Annotated in this window: 22 protein-coding genes; 7 read left to right on the top strand and 15 right to left on the bottom strand. The window is 44.1% G+C overall.

The features are described 5' to 3' along the window. Positions 1-188 precede the first annotated feature (188 nt). Both BG32_RS06635 and BG32_RS06630 read right to left on the bottom strand, forming a co-directional pair. Positions 189-416 carry a hypothetical protein gene (locus BG32_RS06635; protein WP_257211987.1) on the bottom strand — a complete coding sequence of 76 codons (228 nt, stop codon included), beginning with the start codon at positions 414-416 and terminating at the stop codon, positions 189-191. Positions 417-482: 66 nt separating this feature from the next. Then, a complete protein-coding gene (locus tag BG32_RS06630) occupies positions 483-1,319 on the bottom strand; it encodes a DegV family protein (protein WP_099772188.1) in 837 nt (278 codons plus the stop codon). 185 nt (positions 1,320-1,504) lie between these two features. Between BG32_RS06630 and BG32_RS06625 the strand changes: the two genes are divergently transcribed. Then, the gene (locus BG32_RS06625; RefSeq protein ID WP_121526595.1) at positions 1,505-2,881 is read left to right on the top strand and encodes a protein O-GlcNAcase; all 1,377 of its coding nucleotides are present in this window, start codon (positions 1,505-1,507) and stop codon (positions 2,879-2,881) included. A 556-nt stretch (positions 2,882-3,437) separates the two neighbouring features. Next, on the top strand, positions 3,438-3,710 hold the full coding sequence (locus BG32_RS06615) for a hypothetical protein (protein WP_039883013.1): 273 nt from the start codon (positions 3,438-3,440) through the stop codon (positions 3,708-3,710). A gap of 2 nt (positions 3,711-3,712) precedes the next feature. Here the strand turns inward: BG32_RS06615 and BG32_RS06610 are convergent, their stop codons facing one another. The 4 genes from BG32_RS06610 to murJ form a co-directional block, all read right to left on the bottom strand. Next, positions 3,713-4,243 (bottom strand): cob(I)yrinic acid a,c-diamide adenosyltransferase, encoded by a 531-nt coding sequence (locus tag BG32_RS06610; RefSeq protein ID WP_099772186.1) that lies wholly within the window; start codon positions 4,241-4,243, stop codon positions 3,713-3,715. A gap of 66 nt (positions 4,244-4,309) precedes the next feature. After that, entirely contained in the window at positions 4,310-4,498 is a 189-nt protein-coding gene (locus BG32_RS06605) for a hypothetical protein (protein WP_014730711.1), read from the bottom strand. A 186-nt stretch (positions 4,499-4,684) separates the two neighbouring features. Then, the gene (locus BG32_RS06600; RefSeq protein WP_099772185.1) at positions 4,685-5,920 is read right to left on the bottom strand and encodes an NAD(P)/FAD-dependent oxidoreductase; all 1,236 of its coding nucleotides are present in this window, start codon (positions 5,918-5,920) and stop codon (positions 4,685-4,687) included. Between the two features lie 70 nt (positions 5,921-5,990). After that, positions 5,991-7,487 carry a murein biosynthesis integral membrane protein MurJ gene (gene murJ, locus BG32_RS06595; protein WP_099772184.1) on the bottom strand — a complete coding sequence of 499 codons (1,497 nt, stop codon included), beginning with the start codon at positions 7,485-7,487 and terminating at the stop codon, positions 5,991-5,993. Positions 7,488-7,788: 301 nt separating this feature from the next. Here murJ and BG32_RS06590 point away from each other — a divergent pair, with 301 nt between their 5' ends. Then, positions 7,789-8,928, top strand: a complete 1,140-nt coding sequence (locus tag BG32_RS06590) for a hypothetical protein (protein ID WP_257211986.1) — start codon at positions 7,789-7,791, stop codon at positions 8,926-8,928. A 91-nt stretch (positions 8,929-9,019) separates the two neighbouring features. Here BG32_RS06590 and BG32_RS06585 read toward each other — a convergent pair whose 3' ends face one another. Next, positions 9,020-9,358 carry an MGMT family protein gene (locus BG32_RS06585; protein WP_099772182.1) on the bottom strand — a complete coding sequence of 113 codons (339 nt, stop codon included), beginning with the start codon at positions 9,356-9,358 and terminating at the stop codon, positions 9,020-9,022. A 128-nt stretch (positions 9,359-9,486) separates the two neighbouring features. Between BG32_RS06585 and BG32_RS06580 the strand changes: the two genes are divergently transcribed. The 4 genes from BG32_RS06580 (at position 9,487) to uvrB (ending at position 16,276) form a co-directional block, all read left to right on the top strand. Beyond that, positions 9,487-12,090 carry a valine--tRNA ligase gene (locus BG32_RS06580; RefSeq protein WP_099772181.1) on the top strand — a complete coding sequence of 868 codons (2,604 nt, stop codon included), beginning with the start codon at positions 9,487-9,489 and terminating at the stop codon, positions 12,088-12,090. Then, the gene (locus BG32_RS06575) at positions 12,087-13,406 is read left to right on the top strand and encodes a folylpolyglutamate synthase/dihydrofolate synthase family protein (RefSeq protein WP_099772180.1); all 1,320 of its coding nucleotides are present in this window, start codon (positions 12,087-12,089) and stop codon (positions 13,404-13,406) included. The genes BG32_RS06580 and BG32_RS06575 overlap by 4 nt, the downstream gene beginning before the upstream one ends. After that, positions 13,390-13,983, top strand: a complete 594-nt coding sequence (gene ruvA / locus BG32_RS06570) for a Holliday junction branch migration protein RuvA (protein ID WP_099772179.1) — start codon at positions 13,390-13,392, stop codon at positions 13,981-13,983. Before BG32_RS06575 ends, ruvA begins: the two co-directional genes overlap by 17 nt. Before the next feature lie 298 nt (positions 13,984-14,281). Continuing rightward, positions 14,282-16,276, top strand: a complete 1,995-nt coding sequence (uvrB, locus tag BG32_RS06565; protein ID WP_180274850.1) for an excinuclease ABC subunit UvrB — start codon at positions 14,282-14,284, stop codon at positions 16,274-16,276. A 577-nt stretch (positions 16,277-16,853) separates the two neighbouring features. On the opposite strand, the gene pth is transcribed toward uvrB, so the two are convergent. From pth to BG32_RS06525, 8 genes are all read right to left on the bottom strand, one after another. Then, positions 16,854-17,423 carry an aminoacyl-tRNA hydrolase gene (gene pth, locus BG32_RS06560; protein ID WP_099772177.1) on the bottom strand — a complete coding sequence of 190 codons (570 nt, stop codon included), beginning with the start codon at positions 17,421-17,423 and terminating at the stop codon, positions 16,854-16,856. A 2-nt stretch (positions 17,424-17,425) separates the two neighbouring features. Then, on the bottom strand, positions 17,426-18,070 hold the full coding sequence (locus tag BG32_RS06555; RefSeq protein ID WP_099772176.1) for a 50S ribosomal protein L25: 645 nt from the start codon (positions 18,068-18,070) through the stop codon (positions 17,426-17,428). 13 nt (positions 18,071-18,083) lie between these two features. Next, complete coding sequence (locus BG32_RS06550; protein WP_099772175.1) at positions 18,084-19,031, bottom strand: ribose-phosphate pyrophosphokinase; 948 nt, start codon at positions 19,029-19,031, stop codon at positions 18,084-18,086. Further along, a complete protein-coding gene (gene glmU / locus BG32_RS06545) occupies positions 19,031-20,380 on the bottom strand; it encodes a bifunctional UDP-N-acetylglucosamine diphosphorylase/glucosamine-1-phosphate N-acetyltransferase GlmU (protein WP_099772174.1) in 1,350 nt (449 codons plus the stop codon). The genes BG32_RS06550 and glmU overlap by 1 nt, the downstream gene beginning before the upstream one ends. 113 nt (positions 20,381-20,493) lie before the next feature. Continuing rightward, entirely contained in the window at positions 20,494-21,621 is a 1,128-nt protein-coding gene (locus BG32_RS06540; protein WP_099772173.1) for an aldo/keto reductase, read from the bottom strand. A gap of 91 nt (positions 21,622-21,712) precedes the next feature. Further along, positions 21,713-22,906: a DUF438 domain-containing protein gene (locus BG32_RS06535; RefSeq protein ID WP_259459570.1), complete on the bottom strand. Its 1,194-nt coding sequence runs from the start codon at positions 22,904-22,906 to the stop codon at positions 21,713-21,715. 708 nt (positions 22,907-23,614) lie between these two features. Next, complete coding sequence (locus BG32_RS06530) at positions 23,615-24,289, bottom strand: DUF6062 family protein (RefSeq protein ID WP_099772171.1); 675 nt, start codon at positions 24,287-24,289, stop codon at positions 23,615-23,617. 15 nt (positions 24,290-24,304) lie between these two features. After that, a complete protein-coding gene (locus BG32_RS06525) occupies positions 24,305-25,825 on the bottom strand; it encodes a hypothetical protein (protein ID WP_259459569.1) in 1,521 nt (506 codons plus the stop codon). Between the last annotated feature and the right edge of the window lie 2 nt (positions 25,826-25,827).

Below are 25,827 nucleotides of genomic sequence, written 5' to 3'. Positions count from 1 at the left end.
GTAAAATCAATAACTGCCGAAATTCCTGCAAAGCGCTTTCCGCATTTGAATTCAATAGATGAACAAAGTTCAGTAGCCTTAAGTCATATAAATCGTGAAAAGCTTCTTCTACTACCACCCTGCCCGGACATCTTCCGGGCTTTTTGTTTTCTCGACAATCCCAATAGAGTGCTAGTTCCATTTGACACTCAGAAATCTATTGAAAGTATTATCCCTATTCTTCGATTTGCACGGCTACTCTTTACCCATTCAACGATTTTCCCTACAGGAGCGTAACCCGGGGAAAGCTCAGAGAACCGTTTTGTAAGCCTCTCTTCATTTGTAAGCCTGTACATGCTTTGTAGAAAGTCAAAGACTTTTCCATACCTTGTCTCTATTCTTTCCAGCGCATCCAAAACTCTTTTTCCTCCAGTCACTCCGATCTCTTTAGAAATCCCTCTGCAGTATCCTTATTTTGTCATCGTGAACTTCAGCTGCCGTTATCACTTCATTTCACTGATTACTCCTATGCCTTGAGGACCGAGATGAGTCCCGATAATTGCTTCGATAACTCTCAGTTCTACTTCAGCTCCGGGAGCTTTCTCGCGAAGCATCCTTTCTAAAGTTTTGCCGTCTTCCTTCCTCCATATAGTCAGAACCCTAGCTCTACGCAATCTCTCAGGTGGAATTTCACTGAGCACATGGCTCACAAGAACATCCAGAAGCTTCTTGTTTCCTCTAACATTTTCCACGGGTTTGAGCTCACCTTCGTCAACAATAATCACGGGTTTCATCTTGAGAAGATTTCCCATTAGTGCCTTCGCCTTTCCAATTCTTCCGCCCTTCTGAAGGTAGCTCAAGTCATCTGTCGAACAAAACGTTCTAGTCTTTTCGTGAAAATTCGTTCCGTATTCCACTAGTTCATCAAGGTTGGCACCAGAGTTTATCATGTCGCCAAGGTTCTTCACCAGCATTCCCGTCCCATCGGCGATAAGCTGTGAGTCTATGACATGGATGGGCTTCTCAAAGGCTTTGGCGGCAATGTTGGCAGAAACATTGGTTCCGCTCAGCTTTCCAGACAGCACCGGCACAATCAGCGCATCGTATGTCTCCAAGGCTTCCTTGAAGACAGGAATGAAATCTTGAGGTGAAGGCTGAGACGTCCTGGGCAATTCCGCAGCCGCGGCGAGTTCTTCGTAGTATTCATCGAGATTAAGCTCTGTAGCTTTAGTATAGTTACCGTTTCGGTTTATGTACAGAGAAACGATTCGTACATCGTATTCCTTTATCTCTTCGGCAGTCAGATTACATGTATTGTCAGTTACCAAACCTATTTTCATTCTACCCACCCCCTTCATTAAACTATTCTACAATTATTGCCATTAGATACAAAATCCAGTGGAAATCGAGATGTCGCAAAGGATATTCTTGCGTTACATTGATGATGCTATCCCCAATGGTAGGGAATAATGATAATGTAGAAAGGGTTGCCAAAGCAGTTTGAACGAGAGGAGCTAAAACAATTATGGCTTTTGAGATCAGGGGAGTAGTTGAAGGCTTTTATGGCAAACCGTGGACAATGGATATGAGAAGAGAAGTTATTCAGTATCTTGGAGATCACGGTTTCAACACGTATATCTATGCTCCAAAGGACGATGAGCTACACAGAAAGCGCTGGCGTGAGCAATATGACGAAAACTTCTTCAAAGAGTTCTCTATACTGGTTCAAGAAGCGGAATCCCGTGGAATATCGATAGTATTTGCGGTGAGTCCCGGGTTGAATATAACGTATTCCAGCAATTCAGATGTAAATACCATGGTAGAAAAGCTAATGAGGTTGGCAGATGCGGGTATCCGTTCCTTTGGACTTTTTTATGATGATATTCCGGAAACCTTGATTTATGAAAAAGATCGGAACACTTTCTCTTCCCTCTCATCGGCACAGGCACATTTCACAAATTCAGTTTTCAAAAGCATTAACGAGAAGCTCAAGACTCCTTCCCGGTTTATGATCTGTCCCACTCAGTACTGCGGTCGCGAAGCAACCGAGTATATGAAGACACTTGGAAGAGAACTAGACAGGAATATCTCAATCCTTTGGACCGGGCCCGACGTTTGCTCTAATGTTCTAAGTGCAGATAATGCAGAGTTGGCCGAGAATGCCTTCCAAAGGAAGATCCTGTTGTGGGATAATTATCCTGTCAACGATGCTTCTATGGTACCAGAGCTTCATGTAGGTCCTTATGAAGGCAGAGACCCGAACATTGTCAATCACGCGGAGGGTATAGTTTTAAACCCCATGATTCAACCTTTAGCTTCGAAAATCGCAATTTTCTCGGCATCGGAATTCCTTCTAGACCCTTATCGCTATGATTCTGACTTATCCTGGAGGAGAGCAATCTCCGAGATTGCACCGGGTTGTGAAGAAGAGATGATCCATTTCTGTGAATACAATCTTCGAAGTCCCGTACACACTACCCACTCCGAGAGACTTACAGGACTCACAAGTAACTTGAGCAAACTCTTATCAAAAAACAGATGGACTGAGGTCTATGAAATCCTTTTGGACGAAGCAACAAAGATCTCAGGATCGGAAAAAGCGCTAAATGAAAGGCTACCCGCTGATCTGATCCGTGAGATCGAACCCTGGATATTTGAGTTCTCTCTTTGGGGAGATGCTCTGACGAAAACAACTGGGATTTTGGCGATGAGAGATCTAATGTTTTCAAGCTCCGTGAGCTATGAGGAACTTTCGGAAACTACTAAACTATGCAGAGAAATCGAAATATCCCTTTGCAAACTGGTAAAGACCGAAACGCTTACGAGTGGTATTCTCTTCAGAGAAATCGTTCAAGAGATTCTCGTCAGAACAAAGGGCTATCTCAAACTCATAATCGATTAGTGTTACAGACCAGGTAACTGTTTTGGGAATTGCAGTTGCCATGCGATAGTTAGATCGAATTGAAAGGAGCTGAAAGAAATGAATCTGCTAAGAAGAGACGACCTGACGCCGAAGTGCCCATATTGCGAGGGAGAGCTCACAGAGCTTTACTACAAAACAAAGGGACCAGGCTTTTAGTTCAGCAAAAATGTGGTATATTTCTGCCCCGTTTGTAAGAAAGTTCTCGGCGTCTGAAGAAGCAATATCGGCTAGGGAGCTCCCGAAGCTCTTGTTAATGTCAAAGAAAGCTTGAACCTTCAGCGCCATATAGCATCAATCTTTTTTTGTTACAAAGGCTGCTGTTTTGGTGGAGTTCCTAAGAGCATTACTTACGATTACGCAATGAAGCTCGTTCGGAATGCTACTCCTCTCTTCCATCGTTCAGTGAAGCGATGCCGAATAGTTTAGTATGCGAATTGTATAGAAGTAATTACCGACCAGATTATTTGTACTAGTTGGAATTGTTTTGTAACATGTTGTATAATATTTCCATCGTATTCGGAGGGAGACTTTAAAGTTGAAGTCTAATCTGGAAGACGCTTATTCAGTCGTAACCGTGAGGGATTTTGGAAAGGCCTGGAGAAGGCGCACCGCAAGAATTCAACTGAAGAAATCAGTTGTAAGCGAAGCCGAGCTCCAGAAAATTACCCGCAAACTGTGGGAGACCTCCGGTCAGGACGTTGACGAAATGATAACGGTTTTTTATCTTCCTGGAATGGACACCAGCTCAGTGGCCTACGGTTTTGGTTCATGCATGAAGGATGGTATTGCCAGGGTAAGCTATCGATAAACTCACTTTATGTCTTTCTTATAAACAATCTTCCCCGCCTTGTATTCTTCATACCTCGCAAAGATGAAGAGAAGATCAGAGAGCCTGTTAATGTACTTAAGCAGCGTGGTATCGATTGTTTCTACTCTAGAAAGCGCAACGATGCGTCTTTCAGCCCTTCTGGCGACTGTTCTGCAAATGTCTATCTTTGAAGAACCTATAGTGCTTCCAGGAATAACAAATCCGTCAAGTTTGACCACCGACTCGAACTCGTGCACAAGTTCAGTGATCGCAACAATATCGTTTTCGACTATCGGTTCGACGTATTGCATGTCTCTCGACGCAAGTTGACCGGCTAGTTTAAAGAGAAATCGCTGGATAGACACGATGTGGCGGCCGATTTCCTCCGACACGAAATGCTTGGCTTCACCAAGAAAAGAGCTCAATTCATCCACTGTCCCGTATGCTTCAACACGTAAGCTGTCTTTGTTCACTCTCTCCCCGCTCCAAAGACTCGTTTCACCTTTATCTCCTGTGCCAGTAGTAATGCTCAAATCACACCCTCCCATCTGTCTAATGAGCCATAAATCCGGTTAATAAAGCTTACGGATTCTAAAGATTCAGCGCTCATGTTTCCATGAATAAGGATAATCATTATTTCCAGTAATTTGCTTCAAAAGTCTCTGATATTCTCTCTTCACTTTTTTTGGAGCATTAGCTTTCAGTCTCCAGCTTGTTCCCGCGACTTTCAAATAACTCTCATCGATCTCTATCCAGCTGTCAAACCATTTTGGCTTTTTTACTTCCAAAATGCACCTCCGAAAGCGAGACATTGAGAACGTAAACAAATCTCTAATTCGAATTACGAGAACTACGTTTCGAGAATTCAAGTCTTCTAGACAACTCCAGACAAAAGCCCTAACAGCATAACCAACAACCTGACATCATACTAACATATCGTTTTCTTCTTCGAGTAGAAAATTGCATGCTCTATTTCATCTGTTTTCTACCCGAGATGTTCTTGCGTTTATTGTCCTCCCGGCAACATATCCGGTTGAAAAGGCTGCTTGAAGGTTGTAACCTCCCGTCTCTCCATCAAAATCGAGAACTTCACCTGCAAAAAAGAGGTTGTTCACAATTCTAGATTCCATTGTCTTTGGATTGACCTCAGACAACGAAACTCCTCCTCTTGTTACCATAGCATTAGTGAAGTCTCCGACCCGTTCTATTTCGAAGTCAAGCTCGCATAATCCAGTAACCAACGATTTTCTTTCATCCTTTCTGACTTCGGAGCATATTCTTTCACCAACTCCGGCAAGATCAATGATCTTCGACAGCAATCTTTCAGGTAGACCATACTCGTCCAAGACATTCTTCACGAGTTTCTTTCCTTCTTTTGAAAGGAGGGAGATGAGATTGGCTTCAAGTTTCTCGCGTAACTGACCGCTCAAGTTCAATCTGATTATGTCACCAGGCGAGGCTTCTCTTGAGAGATGTAAGATAACAGGTCCAGAAAACCCGTCATGAGTAAACAGCAGATCTTCAACCCGGGTCGTAACCTTCTTCAAATTTCTCCATAAAGATACTTCAACATTTCTGAGGGAGATTCCCGACAGATCACCGAAACCAAAATTCCTAATTGTGACTGAAGTCAACGCCGGCCGCTGCTCTGATAGACTGTGTCCAAGTTTCTTAGCAAGAGCAAATCCGTCACCAGTTGACCCAGTTTCCGGATAACTCTTTCCTCCCGTAGCAATAAGAAGATAATCTGCATTAATCGAATCTGATTCCGTCTTTACCAAGAACCCGCCAGAGGGGAATTGAATAACGTCCTTGGCTCTGCAGTTATAGACTATTTTTATTCCCTGCCTGTCACATTCCTTGAGCAGCACTTCAAGTGCATCTCTCGCAGAATAGGTAACTGGGAAGACTTTCCCGTCTTCTCTTGTGTGAAGCCTGAGTCCACGATGCTCAAAGAAATCCATCAGCTTTTGAGAATCAAAAGCCATCAATGAAGGCTTAAGAAATCGTCCAGCACCAAAGTATCTTTTCAGCATAAGAGATGGCGATTCCGCATTTGTCAAGTTACACTGTCCGCCTCCAGAAATCAACAGTTTTTTTCCGGCGGAACTCGTCTTTTCAATGATCGTCACATTTCTTCCTTCTGTTGTGCAATTTATCGCTGCAAAGATGCCGGCTGGTCCGGCTCCAAGTATCACCACTTCTCTCATGATAATTCCTCCGCACACTTAGAAAACCTATGGAAAACATATGAACACAACAGAGCATAGTTCTTTTTGGCTATACTCTCTTGAAGAACAAAGAGATTCTTGACATCATCGCTTTCATTTCGCTCTTTGCACTAACCAAGAACAGGCATAAGAAAAGTCCGTTGCCTACAAGAAGCCAAATCCAAGTACTTACGTTGTTCCTGAGAAACAGAACAATCAGGTACATTGCAACTGACGACCCGAGAAGTCTCACTATCCGTTTCAAAGGCATGAATCTCAGGCCTTCCCTTGCAATCAGCAGAACATATATCAACGTAGCATTCAAAACCACTAATGAAGTACTAGCCGCGATTCCAGCATGACCAAACGGTTCTAGCATAAGCCAGTCGAAGAGTGCGTTCAAGAAAATCGAGAAGACCGCCACTAATGTGATGGACTTCAGTTTCTTTCTTGCCGTGAAATAACTGGAGCATGTATGCGCTATAGGTGATAGAACTATTAGTGCGCCGTAACCGATAAGTGCCATGCTAACGAGATTAGTTGAACCGGCATCGAATTCCCCACGTTGATAAATCACTCTCACAAGAGGTTCGGCCATCATAATAATCCACGCTGTAAGCGGCAAGGAAATATTCAGAGAAGTTGTAACGGTCTTTCTCAGGCGCTCTTCAACTCTCTTTCTTTCACCTGATACTATAAGTTCCGATAGCTCTGTATATGCCGTCATCTGAAAGGCAGAAATCGTAAAGGTAATCAGTCCGAGAAGTGTATGCGCGTACTGTAAAGAGGCAACCCGACCGGGTGGAAGAAGAGATACGAAGGCTTTGTCAACCATGTTGTTTATCACTCCAAGACTTCCCGAAAAGATCAGCGGAAGACTGAGATAAAGCGTCTCGACAATTGACGTTCCCTTGCCGACCCTTAGGGTAAAAAGATCTCTCGATTGTATGAGATATACCAGTACGGTGATCGCATTACCCAGCAACCAAGCCAGTATATACGATGCTTCAGAAAGAAAGGGAGAAGTCAATAGTATTACGGGAATTGCAATCACGTTGAAGAAGAGCTGTGACAAACCGTATTGCACAAACCTTCTATTTGACTTAAGAACTGCCCCCAATATGCTTTCAAGTCCGCCTATAAGAGGATATATCGATAAGTATCTTAGCTTCCTTGAAGCATATGCTACTATCTCGCTCGAAAAACCAGGAGCAAAGAGCCGAATCACAAGATCGGGAATCAATAGAAAGACTATCCCCATTGATAAAAAAACCAGCGAACCGGAGATAAGGACCGCGCCTGCATATCTTTTTGATCTCTCAGTGTCTTCATTCCTTATGGAATGGTAGACGGGGACAAAGATTGCGGCAAGTGCACCCGCGATTATACCTGAAAGCGTGGTCGCCGGAGTCATGGCAACGAAAACGGCATCCAGATTTGCTGAAGTACCGAATAGTCCGGCAACCAGCATCTCCCTGAAGAAACCCATCCCCTTCGATATGATCGAAAAGGTAAGAATCGCTATAGTGCCCGCTGCAACAGATGTTGATCTAGGTAGTCTCTTCATCGCGCCTCCTGTTCTTCACAGTATAATTTACCACACCTTTGATCTCCCATTCGCTCTCTTAATGGTAAACTAAAGAATAAAGATGCTTAGCCGCATTTCGTTTACCGTATTGATTATTTTCATCATCCTGAGTATTTCGGGATGTACCGGTCTGATCCGGTTTGAAACAGAACACTCACACCTCGAGCTTATCCCAGGTGAGAATTGTTTTGAGCTAACAAGAGGTGTCAAGATTTCTTTCAGCAACGTCCAGAAAGAGGTCTCAATTCCCTATGAAATAGAGCGCATATCGGAGAGAACCTTGCTAGTTCTCTTTCGTGAAGGAACCGCAAGCGCTCCAGGACCGATCTTTCATCTCTCTCACGAAGCTCTCGGAATTGAAGCAGATCAGGTCTTGATAGTACAGCCAATCCTGAATCAAACCTCTTATGTACCGACCGAAGAGAGATACGAAGCGCAATTCATTAAGGATTCTCTTTCGACTGTAGTAAGGTTCACCAAACTACCTTATTGCCTTCTTATATCTAGGGCAGATGCACTCTACACGGCCCAACATCTTCCCGGCAAGTTCCTACTTGAAGGAGATCTCCTATACCATATAGGGCCTAACTGGATCCCATCTCACTCTGCCGTATATCTTGGAGTTGATTATGAAACGGCTATGACCGACGAGAAACTTGGCTTCAACAATGAGGTGACCTTCGGAGAATCTTATCCCTTTCTTAGTCATGGGTACAATTTGGTGGAGGAGGGGGTTTTTATCTTTCCAAATGATATTGAAAATCACTCTTATGTCAACCTTTTCAACTACGATACTTATGAGTCTCGTTGGCTAAGATACTGGGCAACGAGTTTTTCTGGAGCCAGAAGGTTCCCGGGAGAAATTTCACCGCAAGACCGAAGGAAGATTTCGAGGTTCATGTACGAGACTGCAGAGAAAGGAGCTCTGTGGTCGGTTGGTTTTGCCTGGTCGGGATTTTGGGATCTTCCCTTCACCGACAGAGATCTTTATTCGTGCGTCGGTGTAGTTGAAAAGGCATATGAAAGTGCCGGAAGAAACATCGTTCCCTTCTGGGAAGATATGTTTTATCTAAACTCCTTTGAGCAATTCTCGAGAACCATTCCCGTACCAGAAATCACCTCCATGGTTGGTGACAAGGTAGAATTCAGGATCAACTCTTTAGTTGCAGAGTGGACATATGTAGGCTTTGACAAGTGGTCTTTCGGTGACCATGCGTGGATCTGGAAGTCAGAAAGTACTGTTGAGCTCCTATCTCCACAGGGATCGCTCGAAGTAAAAAACGACCACTGCATCTTTACGTGGACACCGATCGAGACTGGAGATTATCCGATCATCTTCAGGTTTTTCGGTGAGTTTGAAGGAAAGGAGGTAGAGAAGTATCACACCCTGACAGTTCACGTTACGGGGAAGGATTCCTAGATAACGCAGTGCAAGCACCAGGGGCCACCATAGACTTCTTACATTGTGCTATTAGGTGCAGACAGTTGGCGGGGATGAGACTCGCAAAGAATCACCAGTCTTTCGCAGATTCGGCTTCGGGGCCTTCCCAACCAAATACAGAAAGGTCGATCGTATCGCTTTCGTCGAAATGAACACCCTCTCTCTCAAGGATAGCCTTCTGCAGTGTGTACCCGTTAGGATCCCTAATGCTTATTCTCCCTCTTGAGTTGATAACTCTCTGCCACGGGATTGTCTCGTCTGAAATACCCGCCATGGCGTAGCCGACCATTCTAGCAGAGCACTTGCCCACGAGGGAAGCAATTTGGCCATAGGTCGCCACTCTTCCAACAGGAATCATCCTGACCATTTTGTATATTTTCTTATAGGCCGACAGATCCTCTTCAACCATCTAACTCACCAGTATCATTCTACTACATTAACTCCTAATCCACATCTTAACGCCATCTCCCATTAAGCGGTTTTACTTCGTGATATAATTCGATTTAAATGCCTGAGACCCGTAAGGAGGTAGTTTAGATGAAGGAATTGAGCACCAGGTACAATCCTTCTGATCTTGAAGAAAAGTGGTATTCCTGCTGGAAAGAAGGCGGTTTTTTCGAACCGAAGGGATCGGGTGAGCCGTTCACAATAATGATTCCTCCGCCAAACATCACTGCCCCTCTTCATATGGGGCATGCACTCAATCTGGTTATTCAAGACATAATAATTCGATTCAAGAGAATGAAAGGATACAGGGCGCTGTGGGTTCCCGGCGAAGATCATGCAGGCATTGCAACTCAAAATGCCGTCGAAAAGGATCTGGCGAAAAAAGGAACAAACCGCAAAGAACTCGGACGCGAGAGATTTCTTGAGACTACCTGGAATTGGGCAAAGGAATATAGGCAGAGAATCCGCGAACAGATAGAAGCCATGGGCTGCTCAGTTGACTGGTCTAGAGAGAGGTTCACTATGGACGAAGGCCTGAGTGAAGCCGTAAGGAAGGCTTTTGTAATGCTATACAAGGAAGGGCTGATTTATCGGGGGAAGTATATTGTAAATTGGTGTCCGAGGTGTTCAACGGTCCTCTCCGATGAGGAAGTTGAACATGAAGACGAAAAAGGCGCCTTCTACCACATAAAATACCCAATAAAAGACAGCGATGAGTACGTAATTATAGCAACTACAAGACCTGAGACTATGCTCGCAGATACCGCTGTGGCCGTTTACCCTTCAGATGATAGGTACGAAGGCTTAGTCGGAAAAACAGTAATACTACCTCTAATGAACAGGGAGATTCCCATTATTCAGGATAGATATGTCGATCCGTCGTTTGGGACCGGTGCACTAAAAGTTACCCCAGCACACGATCCAAATGATTTTCAGATTGGATTGAGGCATGGACTTGAAGTAATCGAAGTCCTCGACAAAGATGCAAGAATCAATGAAAATGGCGGTAAGTACAAGGGTCTTGACAGATATGAAGCAAGAAAACAGATAGTTAAAGACCTTGAAGAGCAGGGATTCTTGATCAAGGTGGAACCCATGGTCCACGCCGTCGGCAGATGTTATAGATGCGAGACCGTAGTAGAACCCTGTCTTTCCGACCAGTGGTACGTAAAAGTTGGACCGCTTGCAGAGAAAGCCATAGAAGCCGTGGAAGAGGGTAGTGTAACCTTCTTTCCGGAAACCTGGAAAAAAGTGTACTTGAACTGGATGAACGAGATTCGTGACTGGTGCATTTCTCGTCAATTGTGGTGGGGCCACAGAGTTCCCGTCTGGTATTGTGATGATTGTAATGAAGTAATCGTTGAAGAGCAAGATCCGTCGGTCTGTCCAAAATGTGGTTCAAAGAATATCAGACAGGACGAAGACGTTCTCGATACCTGGTTCTCTTCTCAGCTCTGGCCATTCACTACCCTAGGTTGGCCGGAAAAAACTGAAGATTTGGAGAGCTTTTATCCCACAAGTGTTCTTGTAACCGCGTTTGACATAATATTTTTCTGGGTTGCCCGGATGATAATGGCCGGATATCACTTCATGGGAGAAAAACCCTTCAATCATGTCTACATAACACGCTTAATAAGAGACAAGAATGGCAGAAAAATGTCGAAGTCGCTGGGTAACGGTATAGATCCACTTGACGTTATCAGAGAGCACGGGACAGACGCAATGCGATTCACACTTGCGATTCTGGCTGCTCAAAATCACGACATAAAACTGGACGTTAGGTTTTTCGACATTTACAAGAAATTCGCAAACAAGATTTGGAACGCTGCAAGGTTTGCATTGCTTAATATGGAAGGTTTTGAAAAGGTTAATCTCGATGAGGAAGAGCTCGCCATTGAGGACCGCTGGATTCTGTCAAGACTGGCGAAGTCTGTAAAAGCGGTTGAAGAATCGATTGATGGCTATGATTTTCCCAGTGCTTCAAAAATGATCTACTCGTTTTTCTGGAATGAATTCTGTGACTGGTATATAGAGAGTACTAAGCCAAGATTGAACAGAGAAGGCAGGAGTAGAATCGTTGCTCAGAATGTTCTGGTCAGAACTCTTGACGCTTCTCTAAGAATGCTCCACCCCTTCATGCCTTACATTACTGAAGAGCTCTGGCAGAACCTTCCCGGTTCCGATGGATTGTTGATAACTGCTCGGTGGCCAGAGTTTGATGAATCAAGCTTTGACAATCCTTCCGAAGTGGAGTACTCGAGAATCATGGACATGGTTAGGGGAGTAAGAAACATCAAGGCAGAGATGAACATACCCCCCTCTTCGAAAACCGCTGTCTACTACATCGGTGAAGTCCTGAATCAGGAAGTCGTTGAACTTGTTTCACATCTTTCCAATTCAAACGAAATAGATAGAAGGGCAGAAAAGACCTCCGGAAGCGTCTCGGCCTGGGGAGATGCAGAGAACACGTTGTATGTAGTCCTGGGAGAGATCGATACCGATGCTGAGATCGAGAGGTTAACGGGAAAGTTAGAGAAGGAAAGGGTCGATCTTGCCCGAACTTTGTCGAAGCTCGAAAACGGTGACTTCATTCGAAATGCACCCGAAGAGGTGATTACTGAAAACAGAGAAAGGCTCGCGACAAGCAAGGATAATATTCGCAGAATTGAGAAAATAATAGAAGATCTCAAATGAAAACATACTCGGAAGCAATTCAGTATCTTTACAACTCAAGGCCCTATGGAAAGATCAAGTATGGCCTGTTCAGGATCAGAGAACTGCTTGAACGGCTTGGCAATCCTCAGAAGTTGTATCCGATCATTCATATTACAGGTACAAATGGCAAGGGAAGTGTTGCGGCAATCACGAGGTCAATAATGTCTTCTCATGGGCTGAAGACGGGGCTGAACATTTCTCCGCACATTACAACTTTCAGGGAGAGGATTCAAGTCGATGGCGAGTACATATCGGAAGGTGATGTCTGTAGAATCCTGAAGAACATAGAACCGGCTCTAGAAAAGATGGACAGAAAAGGCGAAGAATACGCGCCGAGTTTTTTCGAAGTGGTAACGGCAATTGCATTTCAGTACTTCAAGGAAGAGAGTTGCGATGTAGTCGTTCTCGAAGTCGGCCTTGGTGGAAGATTTGATGCTAGCAACGTAATTGATTCTTCTCTCGTATCTGTTGTTACAAGCGTAGGTTTGGACCATACGGGAATTCTTGGGGATACTGAAGAAAAAATTGCTATCGAGAAATCAGGCATTATCAAGCTCGAATGTCCAGTCGTTTCAGGTATAACAAGACCCGCAATAAGAAGAGTTGTTTCTGAAAAGGCAAGAAGCATGAATTCACCATACTTCTTCTACAAAAGGGATTTCGACGCGACTGGAAGAGAGTATGCGCTAAATCGCAATATATTTGACTACACTGGAAGTAATAACTTTGAAAACCTACAGATCAATCTAAATGGTGAACATCAGACTGTAAACGCAGCTTTGGCAATCAAGACGTCAGAGATTGCAATGGGAGAGATTCGAAGCGGTTTGAATGAAGAGAAACTGCGGATGGCGCTGAAATCTGTCTCATGGCCGGGAAGATTTGAAGTCTTTTCTCAAGATTCCAAGTCAGTTATACTTGACGGCGCGCATAACCCCGATGCAGCCAGAGTTCTCAGGAGGACTGTCGAGAAGTACTTTCCAGGTGAAAGGCTTACGCTTCTCTTCGGAAGTCTAGACGACAAAGACTACGAAACCAATATCAAAGTGCTTTCAGAAATTGCCGACAGTGTTGTTGTGTGCAGGGTTCCAAACCATCGAAGTATACATCCCGAGAAGGTCGCCGATGTCTGGCGCAAGTATTGTTCATCTGTTCAATTCGTGGAAGAACATGAGATTGCCATGAACAAGGCGCTTGAAATCTCCGATTCGCTTCTTGTTTGCGGGTCTCTATATCTAGTAAGCGAGATAAGAAATCTCTTAACTGGAGTGAGTGAGCATGCTGGAAGGTATTGAGGGTCGCGTAAGAGAAATAAGAGAGACCGAAATTGTCATACAGGTCGGAGGTCTGTTTTTTAAAGTTAACTGCACACCGAACACAATCAGCAAGCTTCCGGTCGAAAAGGACGTTTATCTTCTTACGTTCATGGCCTACTCACAGGATAGGCCGCCTGAGCTGTATGGCTTCTACGATCAAGAAGAGAAAGAGTTGTTCAATATACTGTTGAGGGCAAGCAAGATAGGACCTAAGTCCGCCATGAAGATTCTCTCTTCGGCCTCTCCTTCAAGGATTAAGCATATTATTTCCACCAAGAATGCGGCAGAGCTGTCTTCCCTTCCCGGCATTGGAAAGAAAACTGCGGAAAGAATGATCGTTGAGCTCGCCTCGTTGGTAGACACTTCTGGAATTACAGACGAACAAACCATTCCGGGTGTTGAGAGGTCGCACGGTGAAGAAGCTGTTGCGGCACTTACATCCCTTGGTTTCGACGAAAACCAGTCGAGGAAAGTAGTTATAGAGATTCTGAAGGCTGAAAGGGAAATCGATACTCACGATCTTATAAAGAAAGCACTGAAGGAGATCCGTAAGTAGTCGAGCATTTACATGCTTCTTGAAAACACAAATTTGCCCCTTGCCAATCAAACTGAAAGACTGCAACAGCAAAAGAGAAAAGAATGATCGAAGATATCCCTCCGGAGATTTGCTTATATTTTTCTTGTTGCCCACACAATCCAAAACCATTTCTACCGGATGATTCGCCAGCAGTTTTTTGAACGGGGGACCTTTTGTTGACAGGCAAGAAGTCATCGCATCATTGAAGCAATGGGTTTTGATGGTGTAAAATTGTTTGCCGGTAAGATTGAAAGGAGTTGATCTTTTGCTCTTCGAAATGGATTCCTCGTACAGTCCGCAAGGCGATCAGCCGCAAGCAATCGAAAAGCTTATTGACGGACTCAAGAGTGGGGATAGGTTTCAGACTCTTCTAGGTGTTACTGGTTCTGGGAAGACTTTTACAATGGCGAACGTTATAAGCACTCTCCAGAGACCTGCAATAGTCATTTCACCCAATAAGACCCTCGTGGCTCAGTTGTACAGAGAATTCAAGACCTTCTTTCCCAAGAACAAAGTCGAGCTTTTCATAAGTTATTACGATTATTATATGCCTGAGTCTTATATACCTTCAAAGGACCTATTCATAGAAAAAGAGGCAGAGATCAATGAGACACTGGAGAGAATGAGAATTTCGGCTTTGAAGTCCGTTTTGACCAGAAACGATACGGTTGTACTTGCGAGCGTCTCCGCGATATATGCCAGCGGCGATCCCAAGGATTTTGCAACAATGAATATTTTCCTCGAACGCGGGAAGAGTATCAATCGCAAGGAGCTTGCGCTCAAGCTGGCTAACATTCAGTATAATCGTTCCGAAGATGTATCGGCAGGTGGAGTTTTTCATGTGAAGGGAGAGATTTTTGAAATCTTCCCCCCATACGAAGACTTTGGGATTAGGCTGTACTTCTTTGATGACGAAATAGAACGGATTGTGTCCTTCGATCCTATCAACAGAAAGACGATTGAAGAGCTAGACATGGTAACGGTTTACCCTGCTAAAGAATTCGTCACAACTCAGGATAAGATTCTTGGTGCTATGCGGAACATTGAGAATGAGCTTGAAGAAAGGGTAAAGCAGCTAGAACGGGAAGGAAAGTACCTGGAGGCGCAAAGACTTAGACAGCGAACTACTTACGACATGGAAATGCTTTCCAGTGTCGGTTACTGCTCAGGAATAGAGAATTACTCTAGATTCTTCGATGGGAGAATGCCTGGAGAGAAACCATATACATTGCTTGATTACTTTGACAGAGAAAAGTTTATTACGTTTATCGATGAGTCTCACATTGGGGTTCCACAACTGGGAGCGATGTACAGAGGAGATTATTCCAGGAAGAAAAACCTTGTGGATTACGGATTCAGACTGCCTGCGGCATTTGACAATCGCCCGCTGAAATTCGAAGAATTTCTAAGCACGGTCGGCCAGATTGTCTTCGTCTCTGCAACCCCGGGAAATTTCGAAGCTGAGCATTCGACTAGAATTATAGATCAGGTTATAAGGCCTACCGGTCTTGTAGATCCCGAGGTTATTGTTCATCCAACCGAAAGCCAGGTAGATGACTTCATTGAAAGGATGCGAGAAGTAAAGAAGAGAAATGAAAGAGCATTGGTAACTGTTCTTACAAAGAAGGCTGCAGAAATGCTTTCCGACTACTTGAATGAAGTGGGGATCAGATCGGAGTATCTACACTCTGAACTCGACGCAATCGAGAGAGTGGAAGTACTGAGAAAACTCAGGGATGGAACCGTGGAAGTTGTCGTTGGCGTAAACCTCCTCAGAGAAGGTCTTGACCTACCAGAAGTTTCACTTGTAGCAATAATGGATGCCGACAAGGAGGGTTTCCTTCGTTCTGAGACAACACTGATCCAGACAATCGGTAGAGCCGCGAGGAATGTCAACGGTCAGGTTATCCTTTATGCCGACACCATGACCGGTTCAATGAAAAGAGCAATTGATGAGACAAACAGGAGAAGGCTGAAACAACTGATATTTAACAAAGAACACAATATAACACCCGAGAGCATCGTTAAACCTCTGTATAGAAACATCTTCGAGGAGTTTGCTGGCGAGAATCTTGACAAAGAGAGGGAAGATAAGGCAAGAGCCACTTATCTTGAAGGAGTGATGGCGTTGAAAGAGTCTCTAGACTATGAGGATTACATCGCCTTACTCAACGAAGAGATGATAAGAGCTGCCGGAGAGTTGAGGTTTGAAGACGCTGCAATCCTGCGAGATGAAATGTACAGCCTCAAGAAGAGCAAACAGAATATCTAATCTTTCTGCCTTTAGCTGTGCGTATCTCTCTTTCTTCGTTCTGCTCTTAACTCAGGTACAAGCATCCCGATTGCCACAGTTCAATGGTGACAACCCATAAGTCGCAGCTGAACAGATTCAGTTTTATAATTGTCGCATCTCCTGCAAATGTAGCGGTGAGTTCTTGATAATCTCATATCGCACAAAGGAAGTGGTGCAGACTCACCTTGACGATTTGGGGAATTTCGGGCATCTCATTTGACTCATGTTTCTGAATCAGGAATCTCTTTCACACAGGCAACGCTGGAAAATCAGCCAACATTTAGTTGTCACTCTACTGAGTCACTTCCAATTTACTCCCTTCAAAACCGTATGGATTCAACTGTAAGCTTGCGGGCTTCTGTTTTATAAAGCGGTTATTCATCTGCAAAGCTCTTTCATCTCGCAAATCTTGAAGGACAAACTTCAACGTACTTCTCCCAGATCGAGAAATGAATTCAGTGTCATAATTCCTTTGAAGCTAAAGACTTTGGAAGGGTATCGCTTAAACCTAGACTAAAAAACGACTTAAGGAGTTTTGGAAGGCTTCAGATGAAAATCAATCTACTTCAGTTCCATTGTAAGCTGTCATGACCTTTCGAATATCACCGGAGATAAGCTCCTTTGCAGCGGAGACAGCTAAGCCGATTACCTTGCTGACTTTCTGGTATTCATCACCACTAAATTTACCGAGAACATAATCTACCATATCTCCGTTCTCTGGAAGGGGTCCCACACCGATTCTGATTCGGGGGAAGCTCTGAGTTCCTATCTCCGAAATCACTGATTTCAGACCATTGTGCCCGCCATCTGAACCGCTTTCTCTTATCCTCATCCTACCAAGAGGTATCCATACATCATCATACACTAGAACCAGCGTATCTTTCTTTTCGAAATTGAGGTCTTTCATGAGAAGTCTTACGGCCACTCCGCTCAAATTCATGAAAGTAAGTGGCTTTGCAATATAGACTTTCCCTTCTCCCTCAAGAAGATGTGCTTCATACAGTCTCTTTTGCACTGTCTTCCTTAGGCCAAGCTTAGCCATCTGATCTATGAAGAGAAAGCCCACGTTATGTCTTGTTAGCGCATAACGTGGGCCAGGATTTCCCAGTCCAACGAAGAGAAACACTCTTACTCCTCTTCTTCCTCTTCCTTCTTACCCTTGTTTATTACCTCGGGCTCAACACCTTCTTCAATCTCTTCGGCTTCTTCCTCTTCGACTTCCTTTGCCGCTCTCGGAAGGGCTATGAGCATGATCGCGTCTTCATCGTCAAGCAAAGGTTTTATTCCTTCGGGAATCTCAAGATCTCCAACTCGCAGAACATGGCCTACATCAAAGGAACTTACATCAACAATGATCTCTTCCACAATATCCTTTGGGAGAACCGAAACGGGTAGTTCATTGATGATATGATCAACTATTCCACCTTTTTCAACGCCTATCGGGGTACCCTTCAATCTTATCGGAATTCGGAGTTCCATCTTGTGACCGCTGGAAGGAACGTAGAAGTCTAGATGAATGACCGAGTCGGTTACTTTATCTCTCTGAACACCCTTGAGAAAGGTATGATATTCCTTTCCATCGATAGAAATAACCACCGAGGTAGTCTCGGCAATCCTGTTCATGATTCTCAAGATCTCTACCCTATCCAGACTAACAGGAACTGTCTCCAGTTCAGGACCATAAACTACCGCGGGAATCTTCCCTTGGTTCAGCAGGCTCCTTGCTTTCATTTCACCGTTGCGAAGTTCAGCAACGAGATTTATTTCGTGCATTTGTTTCCCTCCTCTATCTGAACAAAATACTCACCGAAAGATTTTTTCTTACACGAGTCAATGCCTCCGCCAGAAGCGGCGCGATGGATAACATCATTATGTTGTCGGGAAGGTCATCATGGTAAATCGTGTCTGTTATGAAGACCTTCTCAATCGTTGACTCGGCAATGATCTTTTTAGCATCACCGGAAAAAACTCCATGAGTCGCACACGCAAATATCTTATCGGCGCCGTTGGATTTTAGCATCTTCGCCGCTTCGACTAGTGAACGACCGGTGTCAATTATATCATCAAAGATTATTGCTGTCTTTCCCTCAACATCGCCGATTATGTGAACCATTTCCGCAACGTTGTCTTTGGGTCTCCTCTTGTCCAAAATTGCCAGCGGTACACCCAGCTTTGCAGCAAATTTGCTTGCGCGTTTTACTCCACCAATGTCCGGTGAAATCACCGCCATCTCATTTCGATCAAAGGCACTCTGACTGAAGAACTTCAGAAATGCAGGAAAAGACCAGAGGTTGTCTACGGGAATATCGAAGAACCCCTGTATCTGTTCTGCATGCAAATCGATAGTTATTAAACGGCTTGCTCCTGAAGTCGTGAGAAGATTTGCCACAAGTTTAGCAGTTATAGGATCCCGACCTCTAGCCTTTCTATCTTGTCTCGCATATCCATAGTAGGGGATTACGGCCGAAATAGAATGAGCCGAAGCTCTCCTGAAGGCATCTATCATTATTAGGAGCTCCATCAGATTCTCGTTCGCAGGACTGCATGTGGATTGAATTATGTATACATCATGGCCCCTTACAGTCTCATCGATTTTCAGATTGATCTCTCCGTCCGCAAATCTCTTTGTCCTGCAGTCTCCGAGTCTGATTCCCAAGTAATTTGAGATTTTCTCTGCCAGCGGTAGACTCGCAGAGCCAGCGAATACTTTCATCTCGTTAGTCTGATACGGCATCAGCTGTTCTCCTCCTGCTCTCTATTTTTTGAATACTTCCCCTCTTTGACGACTTGCCTCGCTCTACCGAATGCGAGTGAGTCGGGCGGAACATCCTCGGTTATCGCTGAACCGGCAGCAGTCACAGAGTTTTTTCCAATTCTTACCGGGGCGACAAGCGAAGTATTGCTGCCAATAAATGCCCCATCTCCGATCTCCGTCCTGTGTTTCCTCTTCCCATCATAATTACACGTTATCGTTCCGGCACCGATATTTACACCCTCACCTACATCAGTATCACCAAGATATGTAAGATGCTGTGCTTTTGATCCCCTGCCAAGAATCGTCTTCTTCAGCTCCACAAAGTTGCCAACATGTGCTTCATTCATTACTACAGCTCCGGGTCTTAACCTAGAAAGAGGCCCGACTCTTGCGCCAGAATGAACCTCTGCATTCGATACTTCAGAACGCAATATCTCAACATCGTCTCCGATAACTGAGCTATCAATTCTTGTTAACGGCCCAATAGAACAGCAGTTTCCGATTCGCGTCTTTCCTGAAAGAAAAACCATGGGTTCAATAACAGTGTCAGCACCGATCTCAACTTCTGGGCCAATGTAACAGGTGTCAGGATCGACTATCGTGACCCCGTTTCTCATATGTTCTTCATTGATTCTCTTCTGAGCAATCTTATTTATCTGGGCCAGCTGAATTCTGTCATTAACACCAAGAACTTCCTGAGCATCTTCAACAACTATAGTATCCGCTTTACCGGCAAGCGAAATCGTATCCGTGAGATAGTACTCGTTCTGATCGTTATTGTTGGACAAACTCTTGATTGCTGAACTCAGAAAACTCCCCTTAAAAGCATATATAGCGGAATTTACTTCATTAATCATTCTTGTTTCCGAATCGGCATCCCTGTGTTCCACTATTTTTATCTTTTTGCCGTCTTTAACGACTCTTCCATATCCCGTCGGATCGGCAGGCTTCATAGTAAGAAAGACAACATCGAAATCCCCTTCAATCCTTCTTGAAACAAGCTTTTTCAATGTCGATGGTAGGACAAGCGGCTCATCTCCAGCAATGACAATGATGTCTTCATCGTCGAGATAATCGAGCGCCGTCATTACGGCGTGCCCCGTGCCGAGTTGAGGGGTCTGCCTAACAGAAATGATATCCTTGTCAAGAACGGCTTCAACCATAGCAGCCTCGAAACCGGTGACCACAACGATTTTGTCTGAACCGGCCTGTCTGAGCGCTGAAATGACCCAGTTTACCATTGGCCGATCAAGAATCTTGTGAACCACTTTCGGGAATCTTGATTTCATTCTCTTTCCCTGGCCAGCGGCCAGCACTATTCCAGTCATCCAGTACAACCTCCCCGACAGGTTTTTTTCATTTCGTTCACGGCATTATTATATAGCACTCGAGCTGAAAAAGGCAGAGTACAGACACAAACACAACACTGATCCTTTTGCAGTTATTCAAATAGTGAAGAGACTTCCTTAAGTTGTTCAATTATAGGAATGTTCTGGGGGCAAAGCTCTTCACACCGTCCACACTCGACACAAAGTGAAGCTCTGTTCTCTTTCTTGACAGATCTCAAGTAAGCTTTTTTATGATCCTCTATGCTGTCAAACATGTACGCATCATTGAAGAAATCAAAACAAGTTGGGATCGCTACTCCAGTGGGACAAGGCATGCAGTAGCTGCAACCCGTACAGCTCACTTTTATCCTCTTTTTGTACTCCTCCCTGACTTTATCAACAATAGTCAGTTCAGAAGAGCTCATGGAATACGGACTTGCCTCTCTTGCTGTCTCAATGTTTTCCCTTACCTGGTCCATAGTCGACATCCCGCTCAGAACAACACCTACATCCGGGTCGTTCCACACCCATCTCAACGCCCAGGCGGCCGGCGTCCGATCGATTCCCGAGGAGTTCCAAATCGAAAGAATGTCATCTCTTACATTCGTGGCAAGCTTTCCACCCCGAAGAGGTTCCATAACAGCTACTCCGATTCCCTTACCGGCAGCGTATTTCAAACCCTCTAGACCGGCCTGGTGCTCCGTATCTACGAAATTGTACTGAATCTGGCAGAACTCCCAGCCGTAAGAATCGATGATTTCCTTAAAGACATCAAGAGTATCATGAAAGGAAAACCCTATGTGTCTGATCCTTCCACTGGCAAGAGCAGAATCCATGAACTCGAATATGTCGTGTTCCTTGAGATTCTTCCAGTATCTTCTGTTCAACGCGTGGATTAGATAGAAATCAATTACATCTGTTCTCAATCTCCTGAGTTGCTCATTCAAATAGTAGTCCATATCTTCTCTACTCTTGATAAGCCAGCTGGGCAACTTAGTAGCAAGATTTACCTTATCTCTGTAACCATCTTGAAGAGCACTGCCTACAAAGGGTTCACTTTGTCCGTTGTGATATCCCCACGCAGTATCGACATAGTCAACACCGTTATCTATAGCAAATCTCAACATTCTTGTGGCTTCATCCACGTCTATTGATTGATCGTCACGCGTGGGAAGTCTCATACAACCAAAACCCAAGGCAGATACCTTTTCTCCAGTCTTTCCCATTTCTCTCCGAATCATAACAATACCTCCGAAAGCAAGATGAAGATGATGGTAAGCACATTCTATTCTACAATATCTGCATGGGGTTTTCGATTTAGTCGATTTTTAGCTAATCAAGAGGATCATAAATCCTCTTCTCTCCTTCAAGCGCCTTTATAGAAGAGATCTCCTGAGTCACTTCCAGTGTTCCCGCATATTTTCCTAATGTATCCCGCAGAGCGAAATATCTTATGTGAACAATCTTTGGTCCAAGATTAAGCCAGAATTCTGCAACATCACGTACCCCATTCTTGAAATCTTCAAGGATCCTGTTCACAACGTGAGCGCTTTTCTGCGGATGACAGTTCTGAACCTTTCTACCGATTATTGCTCTAGTTCTAACAAAGATTCTCTCCTTCCCTTCACTGAAATACCGGACAGTGTCGTTTTCATCAACGAAAGTAATATCAAAAGGAAGGCTGTTCAACATCAAGAGTAACTGATCTACCTTCAGAAAACCACTTCCAAGATTTACTAGCCCTTCAACACCGTTGTTTTTTGATACTTCTTCAGAGAAAACGAAGGGCATCGGCTCAAATGAAAAGTACCCTATTTCATCGAACTCCACTCGAATAGATTCCCACTCATTCTTTGAAAGCAGCTTAAGCGCCGAAGGAAAGAGAATCTTGTGTTCCTTGTAGATGTGATTTGTGAAGAGTTCGCTAATTGTTATTGCGAGCTCGTTTACCTTATTTGGGTCTCCATTCTTAAGGTTCTCATATTCGATTTTCATCTTCTTTCGTAGGTTTCTAACTTCGTCATGTTCCTTCCACATGATCGCAGGAGGTTGAACCAGACCGTGCCTTTCAAGATAGGGAAAAAGCACGTTCTCCTCTTTGGAAAAATATGCCTCTAAACTATCGAGATACTGTATTGAAGATTGAAGCCTTCTTATGTCCTCGCTATCGTAATTTCTAGCAATAATCTTCCCGGTCAAATCTCTCAATTCCTTCGTCCTGTTAAGAATGTCGCGGTGTTCTTCAATCAATATGTGAAGAGGATGCCAGGAGTCGACATGAAGACTGTCTTCGTCCAGAGCCTCCTTGAACACATCAAGATGGATGTTGCACATGAGCTGGATGCTCTCGGGAGGCATACCTTCCTCCACAAGTTTCTGCTCGACCTGTGCTATTTCTACAGGTGTCAGCTCTCTTACAACTCTCATGAAATCTTCTCTAATGTTCTCAAGCTTATCGGGCTCTTCATGAAGCTTTCTGATCAATCCTTTAAGAAACTCTTCTTTGTTGAAAAGCTCACTCATCATTTCACCTCCTCATTGTCTTCATAAAGAGCGTATCCCAAATCGTTATTTACAGCAGTAACAAATGTTACGAGGGAAAAGTTGTGATTCACCGACCTTCACGGATAAGATATATATCCAATTCTTGAGAATATGGATCAAGAAATATTTAAATAATTACATAATTTCATTGAATTTGTGACTTGACAAGATCAATTTTTTGGTTATAGTATGAATATAGAGATCATATTTGAAAAGATAGATATAATTATCCCTGAAAACAGAGAATATTTTCGCGATGATAGTAAATATAGAAAGTTCAGCAAAGAGTTCTACTCAAGTCTTTTTAAAGCGTCGTTCGGTTTGTGATTAAGAATTCACCACGGGGGCTCTCAGTAATTCCTGTTGCCACAAGATTAAACGGGAAAAGAGACTTCCAGAGTAAAGAACTGTACTAGAAGGATTCGATAAGAACCTTTGAAAGGCAAAAGCAAAAACTATGCACCGAGTTGCATAAAGTCACCCCGGAGGCTTCCAACGGAAGCGCTTTCCTGCAACTGGCCCCGTGAGGGGCCTTTCCAGTTTACTGAGGAATAATCACCGATACAGAACAGCAAAATAAAGGTGCACACCAGAAGCTCTCAATTCTAAACGATCAAGACAGGCCAGAATAGCTTCACTGCATCATTTAATTGGCAGAGAACTAGTGAGGTTTGACTTTTGTTCTTTTCACTAACTGTTATTTGCATCCCTTTCCCCAATCAACTTAGATGCCTTTAACCACGCATGTCTTTCCTGCCCAACGGGAGTTGTGTTTCTGTAATCATGTTTAGAAATGTAGTTTTCGATCTCTGCTGTGAGGTCCTCATATTTATTTCTTTGGGTTTCAGCTAGCCACTGCCCACATGAATTTCTCATGTTCTTGATGATGTATCTTGAATGATTCACACAAAGGACGGATCTGGAGTTCTCATATGACCTCTGTACTTCATCTCTTTGAAGAAACTTCACGAAGGCAGAAAGATAGATTCTCTCACTATTACTGGCCACGGAACACAGAACGCAGCTCCCAGATTTCGGCTTTTTTCTAGACAAGAATCCGACATCTTTTCCATCGAGCCACGGAATTTGAGCAGCAAGAATCTCTCTAAACATTATCGAGACTGCAAGGGATCCTACTTCGGATCTCTCTTTTGCTACTTCCACAATTCTCTTTAAGTGAACTGTGCAAAGCCCATTTCTCATCAATTCCATTCGAGCATCTTCGTTGTGAAGAAGGTTGGAAAAGGCTCCGACAATCCACCCATCAACTGATTTCTCCATAGATCTGCAGACGGGACATAGTTCCCCTTCTTCAAGAAGGGAAATTATCTCGCTTTCAAGAACATTGTTGGCTTTCAACTGCACACCGGCAAACGGAACTTATCTTCCAAGCCTTAGTAACCACGCATCGGAAGGACCTTGTATCGGGCGTTTTATATCGCGATCTGATGAAGAAGTTGTGCCAATTACTATCAATTCTCTTTTTTCGGTTTCTTTTATTCTTCTCGCAAAATCATTTTCGGACCCGCCAAAAGTAGCTTCCCATTCTAGGTAACCGTCATACCCAAGCTTTATAACCCAAACGTCTCTCATACCTCTATTTTCGTGAAGGATATCGCCATCTGAAGAGTCAGTGTAACCACATATTGCAAATCCACCGTCTGCAGTTTGAACGACGTCAAACCCTTCATCGTCCTCACTGCCACCATATGTCTTGCTCCACTCCAGATCACCGTCAGAAGAGAACTTCAGTACCCAGAGATCTTTCCCACCTTTGTTCTCATTGATGTCGCCTCCGGCAGATTCAGTGAAACCAACTGCTATATATCCATCGTTAACCTCTTTTATCACATTGGCACGTTCATCGTTCTGCCCGCCGAAGAGATCTTGCCATTCAATTTCCAGCTGAGAATCGAGTTTGAGAACCCACAAGTCCTCGCCCGTCGATCTGCTGAGTGAATTTAGATCTCCATCGGAAGAAGTCGAGTATCCGCAGACGATGTATCCACCTTCCTTTGTCTGCATTGCGTAGAGAAGACCGTCTTCCGCGCTGCCACCAAAGACCTTAATGAGGTCTGTGATGAGAGTACCGCTGGAGCTCATCAACGCTACCCAACCATCCTTTGACCCGTGGTAGCCGCTGTTTGCGAAATTCGAGTCTGAAGAACCTGTAATCCCTGTGATTATAAGCTTCTCGCCTATAGTGGTATTCACCGAACGAATCTCATCGTCTCCGCTTCCACCTATATAAGTCTGCCATCTGAGTGAGCCATCGTTGTGCATCATAATAACGTATCCGTCAGTACCCCCATGATATGGATAACCGCTTCCGGAATATGCTATATCACTTGAGTCCGACCAGCCGGCCGATACGTAACCGCCAGCAATTCTGACTGTATCCATAAGTGACTCCTCATCGCTTCCTCCATAACACAACTGTGGTTCCACAACATAATTATTTGATTCGTATTGAAGAAAAGGAATCCAAAAGTCACTCTTGCCTTTGTTTTCGAGAATAAGAGAGCTGTCGGTGGAACTTGAAGTGATTCCTATTAAAATCTCATTTGAGTTTTCGACAACCAGGCCGGTCCCATTTTCATAGCCTGAACCTCCATACGTAATCTCGTGAACAAGTCTTGGGCTGTATATCGCTTTAATTGTTGTGTTTTCTTCTATTTCAACTGCGATCTCCGCCGTTTGTCTCAGTTCATTGTTTATCAACCAACCTTCAAAGTCATATCCGGGAACGAGCGGTGCCTTTACAACTATGTTCTGTCCCTTTCTGGCAGAAAAGCTGTACGGCAGCTCCCTCTCTCTGTTTCCTACTTCGATCTTTTCAATCAACGGTGTACAGCTCACTACAACTGAATACCGTCGAAAAACACATCCCGAAAGTGCAATGA

It is taken from the genome of Mesotoga sp. HF07.pep.5.2.highcov (assembly GCF_003666285.1).
Lineage (GTDB): Bacteria > Thermotogota > Thermotogae > Petrotogales > Kosmotogaceae > Mesotoga > Mesotoga prima.
Note: the sequence above shows the minus strand (reverse complement) of the source record. Positions and strands in the feature narration are given on the sequence as shown.